General features: G+C 66.8%; 15 protein-coding genes and 1 pseudogene. 8 read left to right on the top strand and 8 right to left on the bottom strand.

What is annotated here, in order from left to right; translation table 11 throughout:
- Positions 1-211: 211 nt before the first annotated feature.
- Positions 212-1459: an NsdA family TPR-like regulatory protein gene (locus HD596_RS05780; RefSeq protein ID WP_185068276.1), complete on the bottom strand. Its 1248-nt coding sequence runs from the start codon at positions 1457-1459 to the stop codon at positions 212-214.
- Positions 1460-1526: 67 nt separating this feature from the next.
- On the opposite strand from HD596_RS05780, the gene HD596_RS05775 reads away from it, so the two are divergent.
- The 3 genes from HD596_RS05775 (at position 1527) to HD596_RS05765 (ending at position 3354) form a co-directional block, all read left to right on the top strand.
- The gene (locus HD596_RS05775) at positions 1527-1919 is read left to right on the top strand and encodes a hypothetical protein (RefSeq protein ID WP_185068275.1); all 393 of its coding nucleotides are present in this window, start codon (positions 1527-1529) and stop codon (positions 1917-1919) included.
- A 466-nt stretch (positions 1920-2385) separates the two neighbouring features.
- The gene (locus HD596_RS05770; RefSeq protein ID WP_185068274.1) at positions 2386-2697 is read left to right on the top strand and encodes a hypothetical protein; all 312 of its coding nucleotides are present in this window, start codon (positions 2386-2388) and stop codon (positions 2695-2697) included.
- Between the two features lie 261 nt (positions 2698-2958).
- Positions 2959-3354, top strand: coding sequence for a VOC family protein (locus HD596_RS05765; protein ID WP_185068273.1), 396 nt, complete (start codon positions 2959-2961; stop codon positions 3352-3354).
- Positions 3355-3509: 155 nt separating this feature from the next.
- On the opposite strand, the pseudogene HD596_RS05760 reads toward HD596_RS05765, so the two are convergent.
- Positions 3510-4648: pseudogene (locus tag HD596_RS05760) on the bottom strand (IS3 family transposase).
- Positions 4649-5358: 710 nt separating this feature from the next.
- On the opposite strand from HD596_RS05760, the gene HD596_RS05750 reads away from it, so the two are divergent.
- Entirely contained in the window at positions 5359-6195 is an 837-nt protein-coding gene (locus HD596_RS05750; RefSeq protein WP_185068270.1) for a helix-turn-helix domain-containing protein, read from the top strand.
- On the top strand, positions 6177-6401 hold the full coding sequence (locus tag HD596_RS05745; RefSeq protein WP_185068269.1) for a DUF397 domain-containing protein: 225 nt from the start codon (positions 6177-6179) through the stop codon (positions 6399-6401). Before HD596_RS05750 ends, HD596_RS05745 begins: the two co-directional genes overlap by 19 nt.
- A gap of 109 nt (positions 6402-6510) precedes the next feature.
- Here HD596_RS05745 and HD596_RS05740 read toward each other — a convergent pair whose 3' ends face one another.
- Both HD596_RS05740 and HD596_RS05735 read right to left on the bottom strand, forming a co-directional pair.
- Entirely contained in the window at positions 6511-7437 is a 927-nt protein-coding gene (locus HD596_RS05740; RefSeq protein WP_185068268.1) for a CU044_5270 family protein, read from the bottom strand.
- Complete coding sequence (locus HD596_RS05735; RefSeq protein WP_313042903.1) at positions 7437-8111, bottom strand: RNA polymerase sigma factor; 675 nt, start codon at positions 8109-8111, stop codon at positions 7437-7439. Before HD596_RS05735 ends, HD596_RS05740 begins: the two co-directional genes overlap by 1 nt.
- Before the next feature lie 387 nt (positions 8112-8498).
- Here HD596_RS05735 and HD596_RS05730 point away from each other — a divergent pair, with 387 nt between their 5' ends.
- The gene (locus tag HD596_RS05730) at positions 8499-9086 is read left to right on the top strand and encodes a hypothetical protein (RefSeq protein WP_185068267.1); all 588 of its coding nucleotides are present in this window, start codon (positions 8499-8501) and stop codon (positions 9084-9086) included.
- Positions 9087-9207: 121 nt separating this feature from the next.
- Here HD596_RS05730 and HD596_RS05725 read toward each other — a convergent pair whose 3' ends face one another.
- Together HD596_RS05725 and HD596_RS05720 are read right to left on the bottom strand one after the other, a co-directional pair.
- On the bottom strand, positions 9208-10644 hold the full coding sequence (locus HD596_RS05725; protein ID WP_185068266.1) for an MFS transporter: 1437 nt from the start codon (positions 10642-10644) through the stop codon (positions 9208-9210).
- Between the two features lie 94 nt (positions 10645-10738).
- Positions 10739-11182 carry an Rrf2 family transcriptional regulator gene (locus HD596_RS05720; protein ID WP_221519194.1) on the bottom strand — a complete coding sequence of 148 codons (444 nt, stop codon included), beginning with the start codon at positions 11180-11182 and terminating at the stop codon, positions 10739-10741.
- 421 nt (positions 11183-11603) lie between these two features.
- Between HD596_RS05720 and HD596_RS05715 the strand changes: the two genes are divergently transcribed.
- Together HD596_RS05715 and HD596_RS05710 are read left to right on the top strand one after the other, a co-directional pair.
- Positions 11604-12278, top strand: coding sequence for a hypothetical protein (locus HD596_RS05715; RefSeq protein ID WP_185068265.1), 675 nt, complete (start codon positions 11604-11606; stop codon positions 12276-12278).
- 110 nt (positions 12279-12388) lie between these two features.
- Positions 12389-12829: a hypothetical protein gene (locus HD596_RS05710; protein WP_185068264.1), complete on the top strand. Its 441-nt coding sequence runs from the start codon at positions 12389-12391 to the stop codon at positions 12827-12829.
- A gap of 29 nt (positions 12830-12858) precedes the next feature.
- Here HD596_RS05710 and HD596_RS05705 read toward each other — a convergent pair whose 3' ends face one another.
- Entirely contained in the window at positions 12859-13386 is a 528-nt protein-coding gene (locus HD596_RS05705; RefSeq protein WP_185068263.1) for a DinB family protein, read from the bottom strand.
- A gap of 151 nt (positions 13387-13537) precedes the next feature.
- Positions 13538-16798 (bottom strand): LamG-like jellyroll fold domain-containing protein, encoded by a 3261-nt coding sequence (locus HD596_RS05700; protein WP_185068262.1) that lies wholly within the window; start codon positions 16796-16798, stop codon positions 13538-13540.
- Positions 16799-16837: the final 39 nt, after the last annotated feature.

Genomic DNA, 16837 nt, shown 5'->3' with positions numbered 1-16837 from the left:
GGCCCGCTACCTACGCGCAGTGGTCGCCCGGACCGAGACGCTTTGGGCCCGCCCGCCGACCGGCGAAGCGGTGGGCCGACTGACGCCCACTCCGGACCGGCATGCCGCGGGGCATGCCGTTGACCGACGGGACACCCCGAACTCGCAACCGGGACCTGAGGTGGCGGCAGTGGGCGGCCTCGGCGAGACCACCGTGGTACTCGATGACGGTTCAGCCCGACGTTTGGCGCCCGGCCGTGAGCGCCTCTGCCAGAGTGTCCGCGTGCGGCGAGCGGCGCTCCCGGAGGAGGGCCTGCACATTGACGAGTTCCTTGTGGGCATGGCGGTTCAGTTTGACGGCATCTTCCACGACCGGGAGCCCTACATCGAGGGATGCCCGCGCGTCCCCCGCCTCCGCGTGCGCATTGGCCAGGCATGAGCCGTACCACGCGCGGTCGCGTTTGTAGGAGGCAGGGAGATTCGCCAGCCCGGCTGCCAGCAAGTCGGCGGCTTTGGGCCAGTTCGAGAGGTGCAGCTCCGTCATGCCGCGTTGGAGGCGGAACCAGGTCTCGTCGTAGAAGTACATCCACGCCGGCTCGTCGTCGGCCCGCTCTGCCGCTTGGCGAATGAGGGCTTCGGCCTGATCCAGGAGCGTACGGGCCGGACGGGCTTCCCCTGCCAGCGCGTGCCCTCGCGCGGCCATCTGGGTGGCCATGCCGCGCACACCGGGAGTCACCCGTCCGTCGTGCCAGCGCGCGGCTTCGGCCAGTCGGACGGTCCTGCGGGCATTGCCGGCGCTCCACGCTTGGTGGGCTTTCATGCTGAGCGTGGTGGTGGCCATGTCGACGTCGCCGATCTCCAGCGCCCAGTCGTGGGCGCGGTCGTACCAGGCAAGTGCGGCGGCCTGGTCGTCGATGTCGAGTGACATCCACGCGACGAACTGGGCGTACTGCGCGGCCAGATCCACCACGGTGTCGGCGATGCCGCCTCGCGCGCTCTGAGCCAGCTCGACCACGATGCCGAGTTGCTGCCGGACGATGCCCAAGAGAGGATGCGAGCCGATGGTGTCTTCCACCTTGCGATGTTCGGCAAGGCAGGTGGCGAGCCAGTCCACGGTGCCCTGGTCAATACGGCGAGGATCTTGGAGCGTACGGGTAATGCGCTCATAGAGATCCAGGTCAGGGGCGATGCTCTCCAGAGGCAAAGCGGGAACGGGAACCGCGGGCCGCTCATCCAGGTCGAACAGGCCGGCCTCCGTCGTATTCAGCGCGCGAGCGTACAGGAGACGGTAGCGCTCGCTGGGGTAGTGGTCTCCTCGCTCCCACCCTCGGATCATCCGCGTCAGATCCGCCACAGTGGGCAGCGGGCCGTCCGCCACCGCCTTGAGCCGTCTGGCCAGGTCCGCGACGGTGCCGATCTCGGCCTTGCGCTCGGCCCGGAGCCGAGCGGCCCATGGGGGCGGTGTTCCTGGGGTGTTCATCGCTCACCTCCGGATATTCGCGGATACACCGTGTCCGCGGCTGTCTCCCATTGTCATCGTGCCCGGAATGGCTGGTGTCGCTTTGCTTGACGTGATGAATCCTTCACGAGTTCCGACGCACACCCATCCAGCGGAGGACACCACGCAACGCCTCCACGCCGAGCTGCTGCGAGAGGCTCTCGCGCAGGAGGGCATCACCGCAGACGTACATGCTGGTTACGGGCTCGCGTTGGTGTCGGTCTGGGTGGGGCTGGTGGTGTGGTGCGACGGCTACCGCTTCTGGTGGCGCAGCGGCTGGGACCCCGAGCACAAGCGCGCTGTCTACGTCTGGCATCCGGCCATCGAACCCGTACGCGCCGCCCGTCGCGTCGCCTTCCGGTGTGCAGATCTACGTGCCAACCAGACGATCAGTGACCTGACATCCGCCGCCGGTGCCCCACCAGCCGGACAGCTTCCATGACGACGGCTGCGAGCACTGTCGGCAGTCGCGTCAAGATCACGGACATGCTCCATAGTCCGGCCAGGACACGGGCTTCTAGCCCATCGGAGGGCATGAAGTGAGGCAAGCCAGAGTAAACACAGGCAAGCAGATCGGGGTCCTGCCGATCCTGTGCGATCTCCTGGGGGCCGGCGGCGTCCAGTCCCGCGTCATCCAGCACATCAAGCTCAACATGGAGGGGCCGGTCATGAAGATCGCGGGGCAGAGCCGGACGTTTTTGTTCCGGAGCAAGGCACGGCAGCCGTCAGGATCATCAAGATGCAGGACAGCGCACACCTTCACTTCGCGATGACGCTTCCCAAGTCGGGGACTGTCGTTCCCCTGTCCGATGTGAAGAATCCCCAGAGCGCAGTCACCCAGATCAACGGATGGGCCGACGGGGGAACGTCGTGAGCGCGGGCAGCCTGGCCGCACAGGAGGCGATCCAATGAGCACCCGGGTTGAACCCAAGGAAGGGCAGAAGACCGGAGCGCCCCAGATTCAATGGAAACCGTCACCGGGATCGACGACTTGCGAGAAAGGCTGGGTCGGCAAGCGGCTGCTGTTCTCGATCATCGACGAAAAGTTCAAGCTCACCCTGCATCATCGGCTCCCTGGGCGTGACGGTCTCCCAATGGACAGCGAAAGATTCGACGTGAACGACAGCACTACCACGACCCAGGTGCGCGCCAAGGCGCACGCGCGTGCGACCGCGATATGGCTGGAATTCCTCCGCGACGTCGCAATGCCTCAGGCGTAAGCGAAACGGCGTCCCAGATGCCCCCGCCCTGATGAACGTAGACCCTGGAGGCGCGAGACACATACCTAAGGCCGCAAGGCCCAGACAGCGCCATTTGCGCGTCTCCAACTTCCCGTACCAGCCAGCAGTGGTGACGTACCGACGAGCAGGCCCCCGGCCCGAAAGCCGGGGGCCTGTGTCCTGCCGGACCCCGGGGCTTAAGAGGGTGTCTTCGATCCCGAGTGCAAGATCGTGGTGTGGCTGAGCTACGGTCGGTTGATCATGACCAATCTGCTCGGAATCAACCATCTGACACTGTCCACGACCGAACTCGACCGGCTCGTGGCGTACTACACGGGACTGCTCGGAGCAACGCTCGCGTTCGAGCGCGCTGCTACCTCTACTGATCCTCGGATCGCAGTCCTCGATGTCGGCGGGGCCGACCATCTGATGATCGTCGAAACCGCCACCGCCCCCGCCACCGATCTTGATCCCCTGAACCGGGCGGGGTGGGGACTGCGCGTGGGCACATACGCACAACTGTGTGAGCTTCGCGAACGGATTGTGGATGCCGGGCGGCCGGTCGGACAGATCGAGACACTGCCCACGCAATGGACGATGACGGCTCGCGATCCCGATGGACGCCCTGTGGATATCCGGGCCCATCGCCCTCGGTGATATTCCTCTACAAACAGGGTCTTTCCGGCGGTGTTACCTCCCCCGGGCCAGATCACGATCTTGCACCCGGGATCGAAGATACCCCCTAAGAAGTCCTAACAGAATGATCAGCGGGTGGTGTGCCCTGGGTTCGATGGAGTCGCGTTTCTGGATTGTCATGCCACGGTGGACGCGTTCTCGAACTGTATCGGGGTGAGCATGCCCAGACTGCTGTGCCGTCGTTGCCGATTGTGCCAGATCTCCAGGTACTCGAAGATCGCGTTCGCGAGCTCGATCCGGGTGTTCCAGCGCTGACGGTCGAGGAGCTCGACCTGCATCCGCGACCAGAACGACTCCATCATGGCGTTGTCGAAGCAGTCCCCGACGCTGCCCATCGAGGGCAGCAGGCCGGAGTCCTTGGCGCGCTGGGTGAAGGCCCAGGAGCCGAACTGGACGCCCTGGTCGGAGTGGATGATCGTGCCCGCGGGCGTACGGTTGTCGATGGCCATGCCTAAGGCGCTGGTGACGAGGGTGGCGGTCTGGGTCGAGTCGATCGACCACCCGACCACCCGGCGGGAGTAGGCGTCCAGCACCACACAGCAGTACACCTTGCCCTCTCTGGTGGGGTGTTCGGTGATGTCAGTGACCCACAGCTGGTTGGGACCGGTCCGGGCGAAGGCTCGGTCTACCAGGTCGACGGCGATCTGGTCGGGCTTGGCGCGCCGCCACTTCGGCCGGCCGCTGAGGCCTTGCAGCCCTGCTCGCTGCATGAGTAACTCCACCGCTCCATGGCTGACCGGGACTTGGTGGCCCAGGCGCAGCTCGGCATGCACCCGCCGGGCGCCGTAGGTACCTCGGGAACGCTGGTGGATCTGCTGGATCAGGTCGGTCAGCCAGACATGCCGGATGGTCCTCGGCGAGGGCGGCCGATCCCGCCAGGCGTAGTAGCCGGACACCGAGACGTGCAGCACGCGGCAGGCCACCTCGACGGGGATACCTTCGCCAGCCATCACCGCGATGGCCTCGAACCGCCTTTTGGGGGCACCACCTCTCGCACCAGTTCGATCGCCCGTCGAGTGGCCTGCAGTTCTGTCTCCAACTCGGCGATGCGGCGCTTGGCGACTGCTAGCTCGTCCTTCTCGCTGCTGGTCAAGCCGGGCTCCAGGCCGCGATCGATGCGGTCTTGCCGCCGCCAGGTATAGATCGTCTGACTGCTGATCTCCAGATCGTGCGCCAGGTCGGTGACCTTACGCCCCGCCTCGAGCAGATCCAGCACCTTGCGCCGGAACTCTGGCGGATAGCCCCGTCGTCCCATGCCACTTTCCTCTCATCAAGTGGCACCAGAATCCAGCAACCCACCTCTACTCAACCCGGGACACACCACTCCCTCGTCAGTCACCTCGATCCTGGCCAGATAATGACAGACCTCGTAGATGGTCACCGTAACTAGGCCACCCGATCGTCCGGAGCCGGTGTGCAGTATGGCGTTTCCCACCAACTCGCTCGTGACGAGCCGGGCACTCTCCACATCTTGGTGTCCCGCCGTCGTCAGGGCGTCCACGACCCAGCGACGAGCCAGCGACACCGAACGCGCCATGCCCGGAAGGATTATCTTCGCCAAGGCCTGATCGTTCATCGCGCAACCTCCCACACTCGTTCGGGCGTTTACTCGTCAAGCGCGTCCATCCACCGATCACGACCCCGCCGCAAGTGAAGACCCATCGTTCCCCTTGCAGTCCGGACGGAACCTGTCAATTTGCTCAAGGCAGTTGAGGTGGTATTTTTCCGAGGTCCGTAGACGGTCAAGATCGCTACTGTCATTTTGCCCCCAGCCATGTGAGTGGAATGTCGGGTTATTGTTTTGGCAGGCCGTTTGCGGGCAACACCAGACTGCCCGTGAACACACTCCATTGCACGTCAGATAGGAGGACAGTCTGACGACAGAAGGCCTCACCGAGAGTACGCAGATGTGGTTACATTGTGAGCGCACGTCACCGGCAACCCCCGAGGCCCTGGAAATCCGTCGTGGCAAATGATCTCGATCCTCGCATGTCACCCGCCGAACGTTTTGGCCGTGAGCTGGCACGATGCCGAAAAGGGCAAGGGCTGTCCCAACGCCGACTGGCTGACCGCCTACGCTGCTCACCGTCGTTAGTAGGCCATATCGAAACCGGTAGTCGAAATCCCCAACTCGACTTCGCGCAGGCGTGCGACGAATTCTTCGACCTTCCGGATAAGGAATACTTTGTCCGGCTTTATCGTCGCATTCACCAGTCCCCGTCCGGGCCAGGCTGGTATGTCCGCTGGCTGGAGGAGATTGAACCCAACGCGGTGACGCTTCGCACCTGGGATCTGCTCTTGATCCCTGGCCTACTCCAGACTGAGGATTATGCGCGGGCAGTCTTCCGAGGCCATCTCGCTTCCACTGAGTCGGAGGTGGAAGAGCAGGTTGCCGCTCGCATGCAGCGGCAACTGATCTTGACGAGAGATAATCCTCCCGCCCTATGGGTGCTCATAGACGAGTGGGGCCTTCGGCGTTCCATCGGCGGAGCTCAAGTCATGGCCGACCAGCTCACTCGTCTCGCCACCTTGGCCATCCGCCACAACGTAACGGTGCAGATCGTTCCCGCAGACAATCCCTGTACGGACGGCTTGATGTCCGGATTCGTCATCGCGGAGCTCTCCGATGCCCCGACTACGGTGTCTGTAGACTCTGCAGGCAAAGGTGAAGTATCGGCAGAGCATGAACTTGTTGCCCTGATTTGGGGGCGGTATGACAGACTGCGGGCAGAGGCATACCGCCCAGGCGAATCTCTCGAAATGATCAAGGAAGCAGCAGAACAATGGAGCCGAAAGACCTGACCGCTACAGACCTCGCCGGGGCTGTGTGGAAGAAGAGTTCCCGTAGCGGCAACAACGGCGGGAACTGCGTCGAGGTCGCCACCAACCTTCCCGGAGTCATCGCCGTCCGCGACAGCAAGAACCCCAACGGCCCTGCACTCAGGTTCACACAAGCCGGGTGGGATGCATTCATTGGCGGCGTCAAGCTCGGCGAGTTCGACGAATAGTCTGGTTCCCCTGGCAGTGAGACGCGCGTCATCACCCCAGAGGGGTCACCGCCATTTCCGTACCTAGCTCACAAGCACTTGCCGCCATTACTACGGGGACCCCGACGCGTCATGAGAAGGTCGACTCCTTCGGCGCGGGGTCGTCGGTCCAGCCCAGCCGCTTGATCACATAAGCCGAGGACCCGTCACCCTCCTGGATGGCGAGCAGTTGCCCGCTGTCCCGATCGATGATGATCTGCTGACAGGTGGGCGCTTCGCCGTAGGTCAGCGCGACCCCGGTGCGGCCGTCGATGTCGGTGACGTCGTTCTCCACCCGCACACCCGGCAGGCCGGCGAGCACGCGGTAGAGCGCGGCTCTGGTGGCAGGGGTGCTCTCGACGTCGAGAAGGAGCCATTTGCTCGCCCCCCACAGCCAGGCCTCTGGGGTCTCCTTGTCGTTGGCCCGCAGCATCTCGGCCTTGAGCGCCTCGGGTTCGGTGGGCAGTTCCGTCACGGGCTTGGTCGTCATCTTCAGTGGGGTGAAGTAGGTCTTTCCCGACAGGCAGCCGTCGCACAGGTCGGGCGAGCCCGCGTCCTTCCACGCCTGTGCGTCAGTAGGCGTGAGCGGTTTGGCGGAGACGAGTCCGCGCTGTGTCCGATACCCGCGTTGCCGGCTCGCCCACAGCACGTCCCTGACCCGCTGCTCGACGGTGTAGGTCGCGGTCTTCATCCGCGCCACCTGCACCATCTCCCGCCGCCACCACGCCCCGGTTCCCGGGGGCTGGGCGGCCAGCCGGTCGGCCGCTGCGGCAAGCACCGCGTCCGCCTCCGGCACCGCGGCCGTCTGGACGCCCGTCCCGCCCAGGAGAGGCACCGCCACGAAGCCCCCGGCCATCACCGCGCTGACCGCCACCGCCGCGAGCATCACCTTGGGCCAGACCGGCAGGTGCCGCCGCCGGTCGGCGCCCAGCATCCGGGCGCGTGCGGCCGCCGCCGTGGCGTGGTCGGCGGGCGGCACCTGCGGCATCACCTCGTCGATGAGCTGGAATTCCTTCATCACACCTCAACTCCCAATGCGTCACGAAGCTTGGTTCTGGCCCGGCTGAGCCGGGAGGCGACGGTGCCGTAGGCGATGCCGAGCGCCGCCGCCACCTCGTCGTAGGTCAACTCGCCGTAGGCGATGAGCAGCACCACGTCGCGCTCACCGCGCGACAGCCCGGCCAGTGCGGCCGAGAGTTGCCGTACGGTCACCCGCGCCGCGACCCGATCCACCACCCGCTGGTCATGGCTGTCCTCGTCGGCAGGCGGCCCCGACCTGGCCAGTGCCCGGTATCGCCGCAGCTCGGCACGTCGGTGCCGGCCGATGAGTTTGGTGGCGACGCCGTACAGCCAAGGCCTGATGCCGCCTTTGGCGGCGTCGAAGCCGTCACGCCGGCGGAAGGCGATCAGGAAGGTCTCGGCGGCGAGGTCCTCGGCGACGTCGAGGTCGAGGCGACGACCGATGTAGCTGCGAATCTCCTCGTAGTGGGCATCGAAGACGGCAGAGAATCGCTCGGGATCGGCGACCGCTCCGTCGAGGAACGTGGTCATGCATGGGTCTCTCTCGCCGGGAATATCGGACACTAGTGACTGCCCGGTCGCCGCCAACCCTTCCATGTGTGTTTCACAGCCGCTCAGCGAGTCCCGCATTGAGATCATGCTCACGGTGGCGTCGCACACGAAACCGGACACGCCCAACCCACCCATCGGTCAAAGATCAACACCATCAACGACCGACAACCCTGCTACGTCCTCATGCAGAGTGGCGCGGAACACCCTGACGACACGGTAGGCAGTCGCTATGGGACGCCGGCACTCGTGGAACTCGACGACGAGCCGGCTGATCGCCTGGGTCACCTCTGGTGGCGCGTCACGGGGTACAGGCGTGGCCACATGACCTTGAACCGGGGCGCCATTTCAAGAAACTCTCTCGCCAAGTTAGGGGCAAGTCACGTCCAAGTCGGATTCCTTGCTGTCGCGCAGGCACTGAGAACAACACTTCCACGGGAGCCGGACTCAGCGCTGGTCCTTCACCGGACCGAACACCCAGCGATGACACTCAAAGGAAAGGACGATCAGATGGCCTTCAGTTTCGGCCGCAGTCCGGCGGCGCGCGCCGGCGTGGGCGCCGCGGCAGCGGCGATGACCGCGGCGTTGGTCTGCACGCCCACCGCTGCCAGGGCAGACGAGCCGTCGATCACGGTGGAGGTGACGCCCACCGGCTCCACGCGCTATTACGAATCCTGCTCCAATACGGAGACCTGGGGGGTGGCCGCCGGTAGGGAGGGCCCCGACTTCGACAAGGGCAATTATCAGGTGTGCAACTATCCCAGCAGCGGCGTGGCGTTCAACCCGTGGGCGAACGGACTGGGCGGCGAGTATAACTCCGCCGCGAGGGACCACGTCATTGAGCAGTCCCATGGGGAGTGGTATCCCCGGAACCTGAAGTCCCTCTGCCCGTACTGGATGCCCGCCGGCCCCAACCGTTCGGCGCTGATCTCCGAGATCGTGCAGACGTACCAGGTCAAGCTGATCTACAAGTGCCCCGACGGCACCATCCAGGTCGCCGACACCACCCAGGCGACGTATTCCGGCAACAAGAGCGTCTCGTGGAACCCCGGGTTGCTGGACGAGATGACGCCGCGCCGCCGCCTGGCAGCCCCTTAGGGAACCTCCACAAAGAGGGGGCGCGGGCCGTGAAGGTGGTACGGCTCGCGCCCGGATGGTCAGCTCTCTCCGATACCTGAGGCGCCTGCTGACGGGACGATCGTTCTCAACGCGATCCTCCTCAAACTGACGGGGAATCGGGGTGGGACGAGGTGGCTGCCGGACGCATTCTGAACGCGGCAATTACTGCGAGGACGACGATCACGGCCATGGCCAGAAAGGCGTCGGAATAGGCGGCACCGTCTTGCCCGGCGTGTAGGGGGTTGAAGGCATCAGTACCAGTTTGCTGCCGCGCGGTCACCAGCACGCCGAGGAGAGCAGGGCCGGTGCCGGCGCCGAGGAACTGGGCTCCTTGCAGGATTCCGAGCCCGACGCCGGCCTGGTCGGGCGGAAGCGCACTCGCAGCCGCGCTGATGATCGGGGTCAACACGAAGAAGAAGCCGACACTGAGCCCGAGGATCCCGAGCCCTGCGGGGATCACCGAACTGCCTCCCGCGAAGGTCGAGAGGAACAGGGAGAACAGCCCCACGGCGGCCAGCCCCGCCAGCACGAGCAGCCGGGTGGCGATGCGGTCGGCGAGGCGACCGATCAACGGCGAGAGGGCGGCGACCGCAACTCCGGCCGGGACCATCACCAGGGCACCCGCCCCCGGCTCGAGGCCGTTGACGTCGACCACGAGCAGCGGAACGAACACCATGGCACCCAGATTGACGACCATGGCCAGGAACGCGACGACGACCGCGGCGCGGTAGACCGGGCCGGCGAACAGTGCGGGCGGGACGAACGGATCCGCGAGGCGGACCGTGCGCCACCCGAACAGCACGAACGCCACCGCGGCCACCACGAGGCTGACCCAGGACGACGGGGCCGCGACACCGGCGACCTGTGCCTGGGTGATCCCGAACAAGATCAGCCCGGCGCCGAGCCCGAGCAGGATGCCACCCGGAAGATCGAAGCGGCCCGCGCCGGCCGGGCGCTCGCCCGGTAGCACGCGCCATGCCGCGGGAACCAGCGCCAGCGCGACCACGAGCATCATCCAGAACAGTGCGGGCCAGCCCAGGAGCTGGCCGATTCCACCACCGAGGGCCGGTCCTGCTGCGGTACCGATCCCTGTGGCCGCGGACACGACGCCGATCCCCATCCCTCGCTTGTCCTCAGGCATCAGCCTGGTGACGGCGATGATCGACAGTACGGGCAACCCGGCCGCGCCCACCCCCATCACGATCCGTCCAAGCACCAGCACCAGGAGCCCCGGCGCGAGCGCGGAGATCAGGCTCCCCGCGGCGTAAGTCACCAGAGCGAAGCAGAACAGGCGCCGCAGACTGACCTGGTCGGAGATGCGGCCGTAGAACGGGATGCCGACCGAGAACATCAGCAGGAAACCGGTGACAACCCAGGCGAGCTCGGCCTCTGAGGCCCCGAACTCCTCACCGATCGACGGGAGCATCAGATTGACCATGTCACTGGCGATGACCGTGGCGAGCATCGCCGGCATCAACACAGCCAGCAGTGCCGGCGCAGAACCGGTTCGTCCTCTTCTGCTCGATGTGGTTGTCATCCAGCGTCCCTTCCGCGTGGCCGTGACTGCCACCAGATTGGTTACAGTTAAGGTTAAGAGAAACGGCGGAGACGTCCTCTCCGCCGTTATCCGGCTACTGCTGTCGTGTCGCCGGTTTGCGCTCTTTGGTCAGCACCTGATGGACCAGGTGGGCGATGGTCGTCTGGCCCAGTCGCTCCTGCATGGCCCGTTCGGCCTCCCGGAACTCCGTCTCAAGGAGGGTCTGCATGTGGCGGCCGACCTCGCACGCGTCGCTGGGTGGATGGGCGTGCCGCGACAGGACCGGCCCTGGCTCCACGGCGACATGCGCGTCGTAGAGGGTGATCTCGCGAGCGGGACGAGCGAGCGACCATCCGCCCCCGCGACCTTCCGTCGACCACACCAGACCCGCATCCCGCAGGCTGCCGAGGATGCGTCGCACGAGCACTGGATTGCTTGCCAGGCTGTCGGCGATCTCGGTCGAGGTCAGCGAGCGATCCCAGCGACCCAACATCGTGAGCGCATGAATCGCGACAGCACTCCTGCTGCTGAGGCTCACTGCTCTCACCCTTCGGTCAACGTCCGTACTGCAACCAAGCTAGTTGCGGTATGGGTATCCGTCAATCCCGGGTCATAAGAACACGAGATCTCGCGGTTGCGACACAAGGGCACCCGCAAGAGCGAGGCCATGGCTGAGTCCGGTCGAGCCGCATCGGTTTGGCCAGGCTCATCGACGGCTTCAGGTCGGGCGCCTAACAGCGCTACAAGGCCAACTCGCCGGTGACCGGGTTGCGGCGGATCAGGAGCCAGTGCGAAGAGCGACTGAGGACATGCGAACCCCTCGCCGTAAGAGGGCCAGGAATCTCCAGGTCAGAGGCCACTTGTAAGGGTGGGAGAGGTCCTGCGCTTACTCGTACGGCCGCGAAGTACACGAGCATTCGCGAGAGTCCTCACATCCACCCTGGTTACTCTCCTTAGCCATGAAAGCAACCAACCAGTCGACATTCGCCATCGCCGACCGCGGGCTCCTTATCACGCGCTACGGTCCGCCGCGGGTGCTCGACGGAGTCGCTGAGCGCCGTTCCGCGGTGATGCGTACGTTGGAAATCCTTTCTCCGGTGGTCCGTCCGCTTGCGCTCGAGATCTCGTTCGGCCCGCTCGATCCCGAGACGTTCGCTGTGTCCCCCGAGACCGAGACTCGCAGGCTCGCGACGCCGGCCATCCCGGCAGGCGTCGCCAACCAGTCGGCGTACGCGGAGCCGGCCGAGATCGAGTTGGTCGACGAACTCACCGCCGACGTGGTGGCCCGCGCGCTCACGCCGCCGTACCCGGACTGGGACGTTGGGACGATCCGGGCCACGGTCACCGCGGCGCGCGTATCCGCGACCGACCTGACGATCGAGCAGTTGCCATCACGCCACGTGCCAGTGGTCGTGCTCGACGGCGAACGCTGGGCGGTCGGGCCGATCGACGCTTTGGGGTATCGCCTGCAACCACCGGTCGCCTTGGTCTGGCGCCAGGAGTACGGCGACATCCTGCTGAGGATCGAGGCGTTCTGGACCCTGTGGTGGCAGACGGACTCGGCCGAGTACGTCAGCCTTCGCGCTGCCGAACAGGCATTGGACGCCGCCGGGTTTTCGCCGACCCCGGGGTAGTCGTTGCAGGTCTGGGCTGAGCTTGGTCCAAGTCTGTGCCTTTCGAGCGGCTCGTCAAGCTGGGGACTTTGGCCGTTCGCGGGACAGCGAGACGGCCCTGACGCACCAGCGTGCCTGGCACCAACGGCCGTCCGCCCAAGCACGGTGGCCCGTTCGCGCTCAGCGATCCCACCACCTGGCCCACGCCACACCTCACCACGACCACTCAGACCACCCGCTACGGCATCGCCACCGCCACGTGCTGGGACCGGCTACATCCCCGACCCACCCACCGCGCGGCCTGGCTGGATCATCAGGGTGACCTGCCGATCCTGGAAGGGACACTGATCCGGCTCCAGGTCGAGCGCCTGCCCGGCAGTGCCGAGCCCAGGCCGGTGTGGCTGTGGTCCTCGTGCACCGGCCTGACCACGAACCAAGCCGACCTGCTCTGGCAGGCATTCCTCCGCAGATTCGATCCTGATAGCCGAGGTGTTGTCTACGCAACTCGGCAACCAGGAGTGCTGGGGCTACGGCTGGCCACCGCTCAGCTGATCAGTGGGTACGTCGGGTGAGGTGCCACGACCTAGATACGGGAGAGCCGCTACCCTCCCGTGGTCCCATCGATGCGCTCCCGAATCAGGTCGGCGTGCCCGGTGTGCTGCGCGTACTCCTCCAGGAGGTGGATGTAGATCCAGCGGAGGCTGACCTTGCCGGTCGGCGCCCGGGGGTCGTCGGCCAGCTCATCGAGGTCGATGTCCGCAACCGCGGCGTCGCAGGCGGCCGTCTCCGCGAGGAAGGCGGCGTAGTCCGCCTCGGCGTCGGCGTCGGCCACCAGGTCGAAGTCGCCGTCTTCGTACTCCTCCGTGATGTGCAGCTCAGGCAAGTTTTCGTGCAGGAACTTCTCCCGGAACCAATAGCGCTCGACTTCCGTCATGTGTCGCAGGAGGCCGAGCAGCGTCAGGTTGGACGGCTCCGCGGAGGCGGTCTTCAGTTGCTCGGAGGTGAGGCCGGCGCATTTGCGCAGCAGGAAGACCCGGCGGAGCTTCAACCAGTTATCCAGCATCTCGCGTTCGCCGCAGGCCATGTCCGTCCGAGATCCCCGCTCTACGTCGGGTGCTGTCCACGTCATGTCACCATCATGACGAGCTGGGCAAGCGATTGTGCGGGGTACGCGCGTATCTTGCCCGCCGCCGGGCGTATCGCTCGAAGATGGGGCCCGACCAGGGGGCTGAGGACCGCCGGCCGCCCTGATCGAGGCGGCCGGCGGTGTTGAGCAGGACTTACTGGGCGGCCAGTTGAGCGATCTGCTCGGCGCTCAGCACGCCGTCGTACGTGCGGACGTCGTCCACGATCCCCGGCCAGTAGCCGGTGAAGGCGCCCGCCGCCTTGGTCCGGCCGAGCTGGAGCGGGCCGGTGGCGTTCCATGCGCTGACGTGGTCGGTGATGGTCGTGGCCTGGAGTTGGCCGTTGACGTAGATGCGCAGCTCTCCGGCGAGCGGGTCGTACACGCCGGCCACGTGCGTCCACTCCAGCGGGGTCGGGATGGCGTCGGAGCGGGTGCGGGCGAGCGCGGCGGTGTCGCTGTCGGCGGCGGCCATGCCCAGGGTCCAGCGGCCCTGCTCCTTGTCGAAGCCGAGCTGGAAGCCGGCGGCCCGGTTGCCGGGCTGGGCCACGGCGGCGGTGTCGCGGGTGGGCAGGTAGTCGAGCTGTGTCCAGGCGGTCACGGTGAAGCCCGTCCTGGTGTTGACCGCGGGCCCGCCGGCCTGGGCGTGGCCGTTGACGCCGTCGAGCGCGAGCGCGCCGTCCAGCCAGCCGGCCGTCCACGAGGCCCCGCCCGACAGGGTCGCGGGCGTGCCCCTGCCCGACGAGTCGGCGGCCGTCAGGCCGGACTCCTCATCCAACGTCCAGTGGCCGACCAGCGTGGCAGCGCTGTTGACCAGGTCGGCGAGTTCGTCGGCGAACATGGCGCGGCCGTAGACGCGGACCTCGTCGAGGTCGCCCGCCCAGTGGTCCGCCGCCGCGCCGTTGACCTTGCCGCGGCCGATGGTGAGGGGTCCGGCCGCGTTCCACGGTGAGGTGGCGGCGACCGTGGATTCGAGCCTGCCGTTGACGTAGAGGGAGATCTGTCCCGCGGCCGAGTCGTAGACGCCGGCCAGGTGGGTCCACTCGTTCAGTCTGGGGGCGGCGGCCGAGAGGGCCTTGGCCGTCGCGGCGCCGTCGGCGTCGGAGCCCGGGCGGATCAGGGCCCAGCGGTCGTCGGGCTTGGAGTACTGGAGCGCGAAGCCGCCGGTTCTGGAGCCTTCCTGGGTGACGACCGTGGCGGTGGCCGCGTTGCCGGTCAGGCGGGCCCAGGCGGTGACGGTGAAGTTGCGGCTGGTGTCCGTGACGGGGCCGGAGGTCTGGGCGTAGGCGTTGGCCAGCTTCAGCCCCGCGCCGGTCCTGCCGGTCGTCCACGACGTCCCGTACAGGGTGGCGGGGTGCCCGCCGGTGGCGTCGGCGGTCACGGCGCCCTGGCCCTCGTTCATGGCCCAGTGGCCGCTGGGCGCGCGGCCCGAGTTGACGTTGAAGACGTAGGTGCGGATCGGGCCGAGCTGGCCGGCGCGGTCCTTGCTGCGTACCGACAGGACGTTCGGGCCGTCGTGGCGCGGGGTGAGCGCGATCGTGGCCGTGCCGTCAGCGGCGGGCGCCACCTCCGACTTGGGCGTGGTGTCCAGCCCGTAGACGTAGGCGGCCACGTCCGTGACGCCGTTGGGCTCGAATCTGAAGGTGCCCGCCAGGCCGACGCCGTCGTTCCAGCCCTCCTCGGCGTACTGGGGAGAGGTCACGACCGGCTCCCTGCCGGGCGCGGTGGCGTCCACCGTGGCCTCGCACCAGGGGCTCCACGCGCTGGTGGCCTTGCCGTCCTCGGCCCGCACCCGCCAGCGGATCAGCGCGCCGTCCGCGTACAGGCTGACCGGAACCGTCGCGTAGTAGGCGGAGCCGGACGAACCCGTCGCGGTGACGTACTCGCCGGTCTTCGTCCCGGCGGCGTTGTACCACTCGAAACGGCCCTTGACCGAGTTGTCGGCGTCCTTGAGCTTGGCCCACAGCTTGGGACTGGCCGTGCTGATGACCGGCCGCCCGTCACCGGAGACGCAGGGACCGCCCGGGTCCGACCAGGCGTCGGCGGCCACCGGGTCGGACGGGATCGAGTTGTACTCGATGACCAGGCTCGGGTTGTTCTTGAACTTCTTCCAGGCGTACACGTCGGTCTCGCTGGTGGCCCGCAGGCCGATCGTGACGTTGGGCCACTTCTTGGCGGCGGCGTCCACGACCTGCGGGGTGACGTCGAACTCGACGCCGCCGGGCAGGCAGGACGAGCCCCAGCCCTTGGCCACGTTCACCGTGGACAGCAGCTTGACCCACGAGGGCTGGTTGTTCCAGGTGGTGGACTTGCTGATGGTGTTGGTGGCCCACGCCTCGACCTTGCGGGCGCTGCAGGAGTACGACCACGTCTCGTAGGTGCGCAGCGTGGCCTTGATGATCTGCTTGCCGTGGATGGTCGAGCCGGTGTTCATCTGGAAGAACGAGCGGTTCTTCTGCGACTCGACGTGGCCGACCCGGGCGACGTCGCTGGAGTTGAGGTAGTTGGAGTTGGGCCAGTTGCTCCAGACCGCCGTCCAGGCGTTGCGGGCGGCCGAGAAGTACGGGTCGAGATAGATGGGGAAGTGGGTCTTCGGGTCCGTCATCATCTTTCTGTCGGGCTTGAGCCGCAGCTGCTTACCCGCCAGCTCCACGCCCATCGTGGCCTCGCGCGCCTCGGGGGAGCGGCCCTCCTTGAGCGCCTGCGGGCTCGTGATGCCCTTGGAGTCCCACATCTTCGGGGTGGGCGCGGTGAAGATCGTGCCCTCGTTCTTGTCGACGGCCTCGATGTTGCCCGCCTGGTCCGACTCGACCGACAGGCCGGAGGCCGACAGCGGGAACGTCAGCTCCGTCATGCTCTCGGCGGCGGCCCGCGACTTGACCACCAGGATGTGGGAGAAGCCGTCCACGTCCGCGGTGACCTGGAGATCCACGCCCGGCATGACCTCGGCGTAGGTGGCGGTGTCGCCGTTCAGCGTGGGCTTGGGGAGCGTGCCCTGCCAGCCGAGCTGCAGGGACTTGGCGCCGCGCGACAGCGTGGCCAGCGGGGCGTCACCGCCGCCGGAGAACCTCAGCCCGATCGCCGTCGCGGCCGGGCTGACCGAGCCGTCGGGGTTGAGGCGGAGCGTGGTGTCGACGGGAACCCAGCCGCCCGCCTGGCGGACGCGTACCGGGCGGACGTTCAGCTCCATCGAGAGCGTGCCGTCCGGTTTGGCGAAGACCTGGCGGGTCTCCGTACGCATCGATTCGATCTCCACCGGCCGGCCGGCGCTCCGAGCGGCCGCGACCGCGGACTCCTCGGCCTGCGGCGGCTCCTGGACGGCCTTCGGTGGCTCCGGCACCTCGTCGGCCCGGGCGGCGACCGCCGGGGAGATCGTTAAAATCAGCGCCGCCGTGAGCAGCCCACGCACTACCCGCATACGTCCTCGCCCGTGTCGAGCAGGGGTTACGCGCGGGAC

The organism is Nonomuraea jabiensis, assembly GCF_014204795.1.
Lineage (GTDB): Bacteria > Actinomycetota > Actinomycetes > Streptosporangiales > Streptosporangiaceae > Nonomuraea > Nonomuraea jabiensis.
The sequence above is the reverse complement of the archived record's forward strand: the minus strand, read 5'-3'. Positions and strand labels throughout refer to the sequence as shown.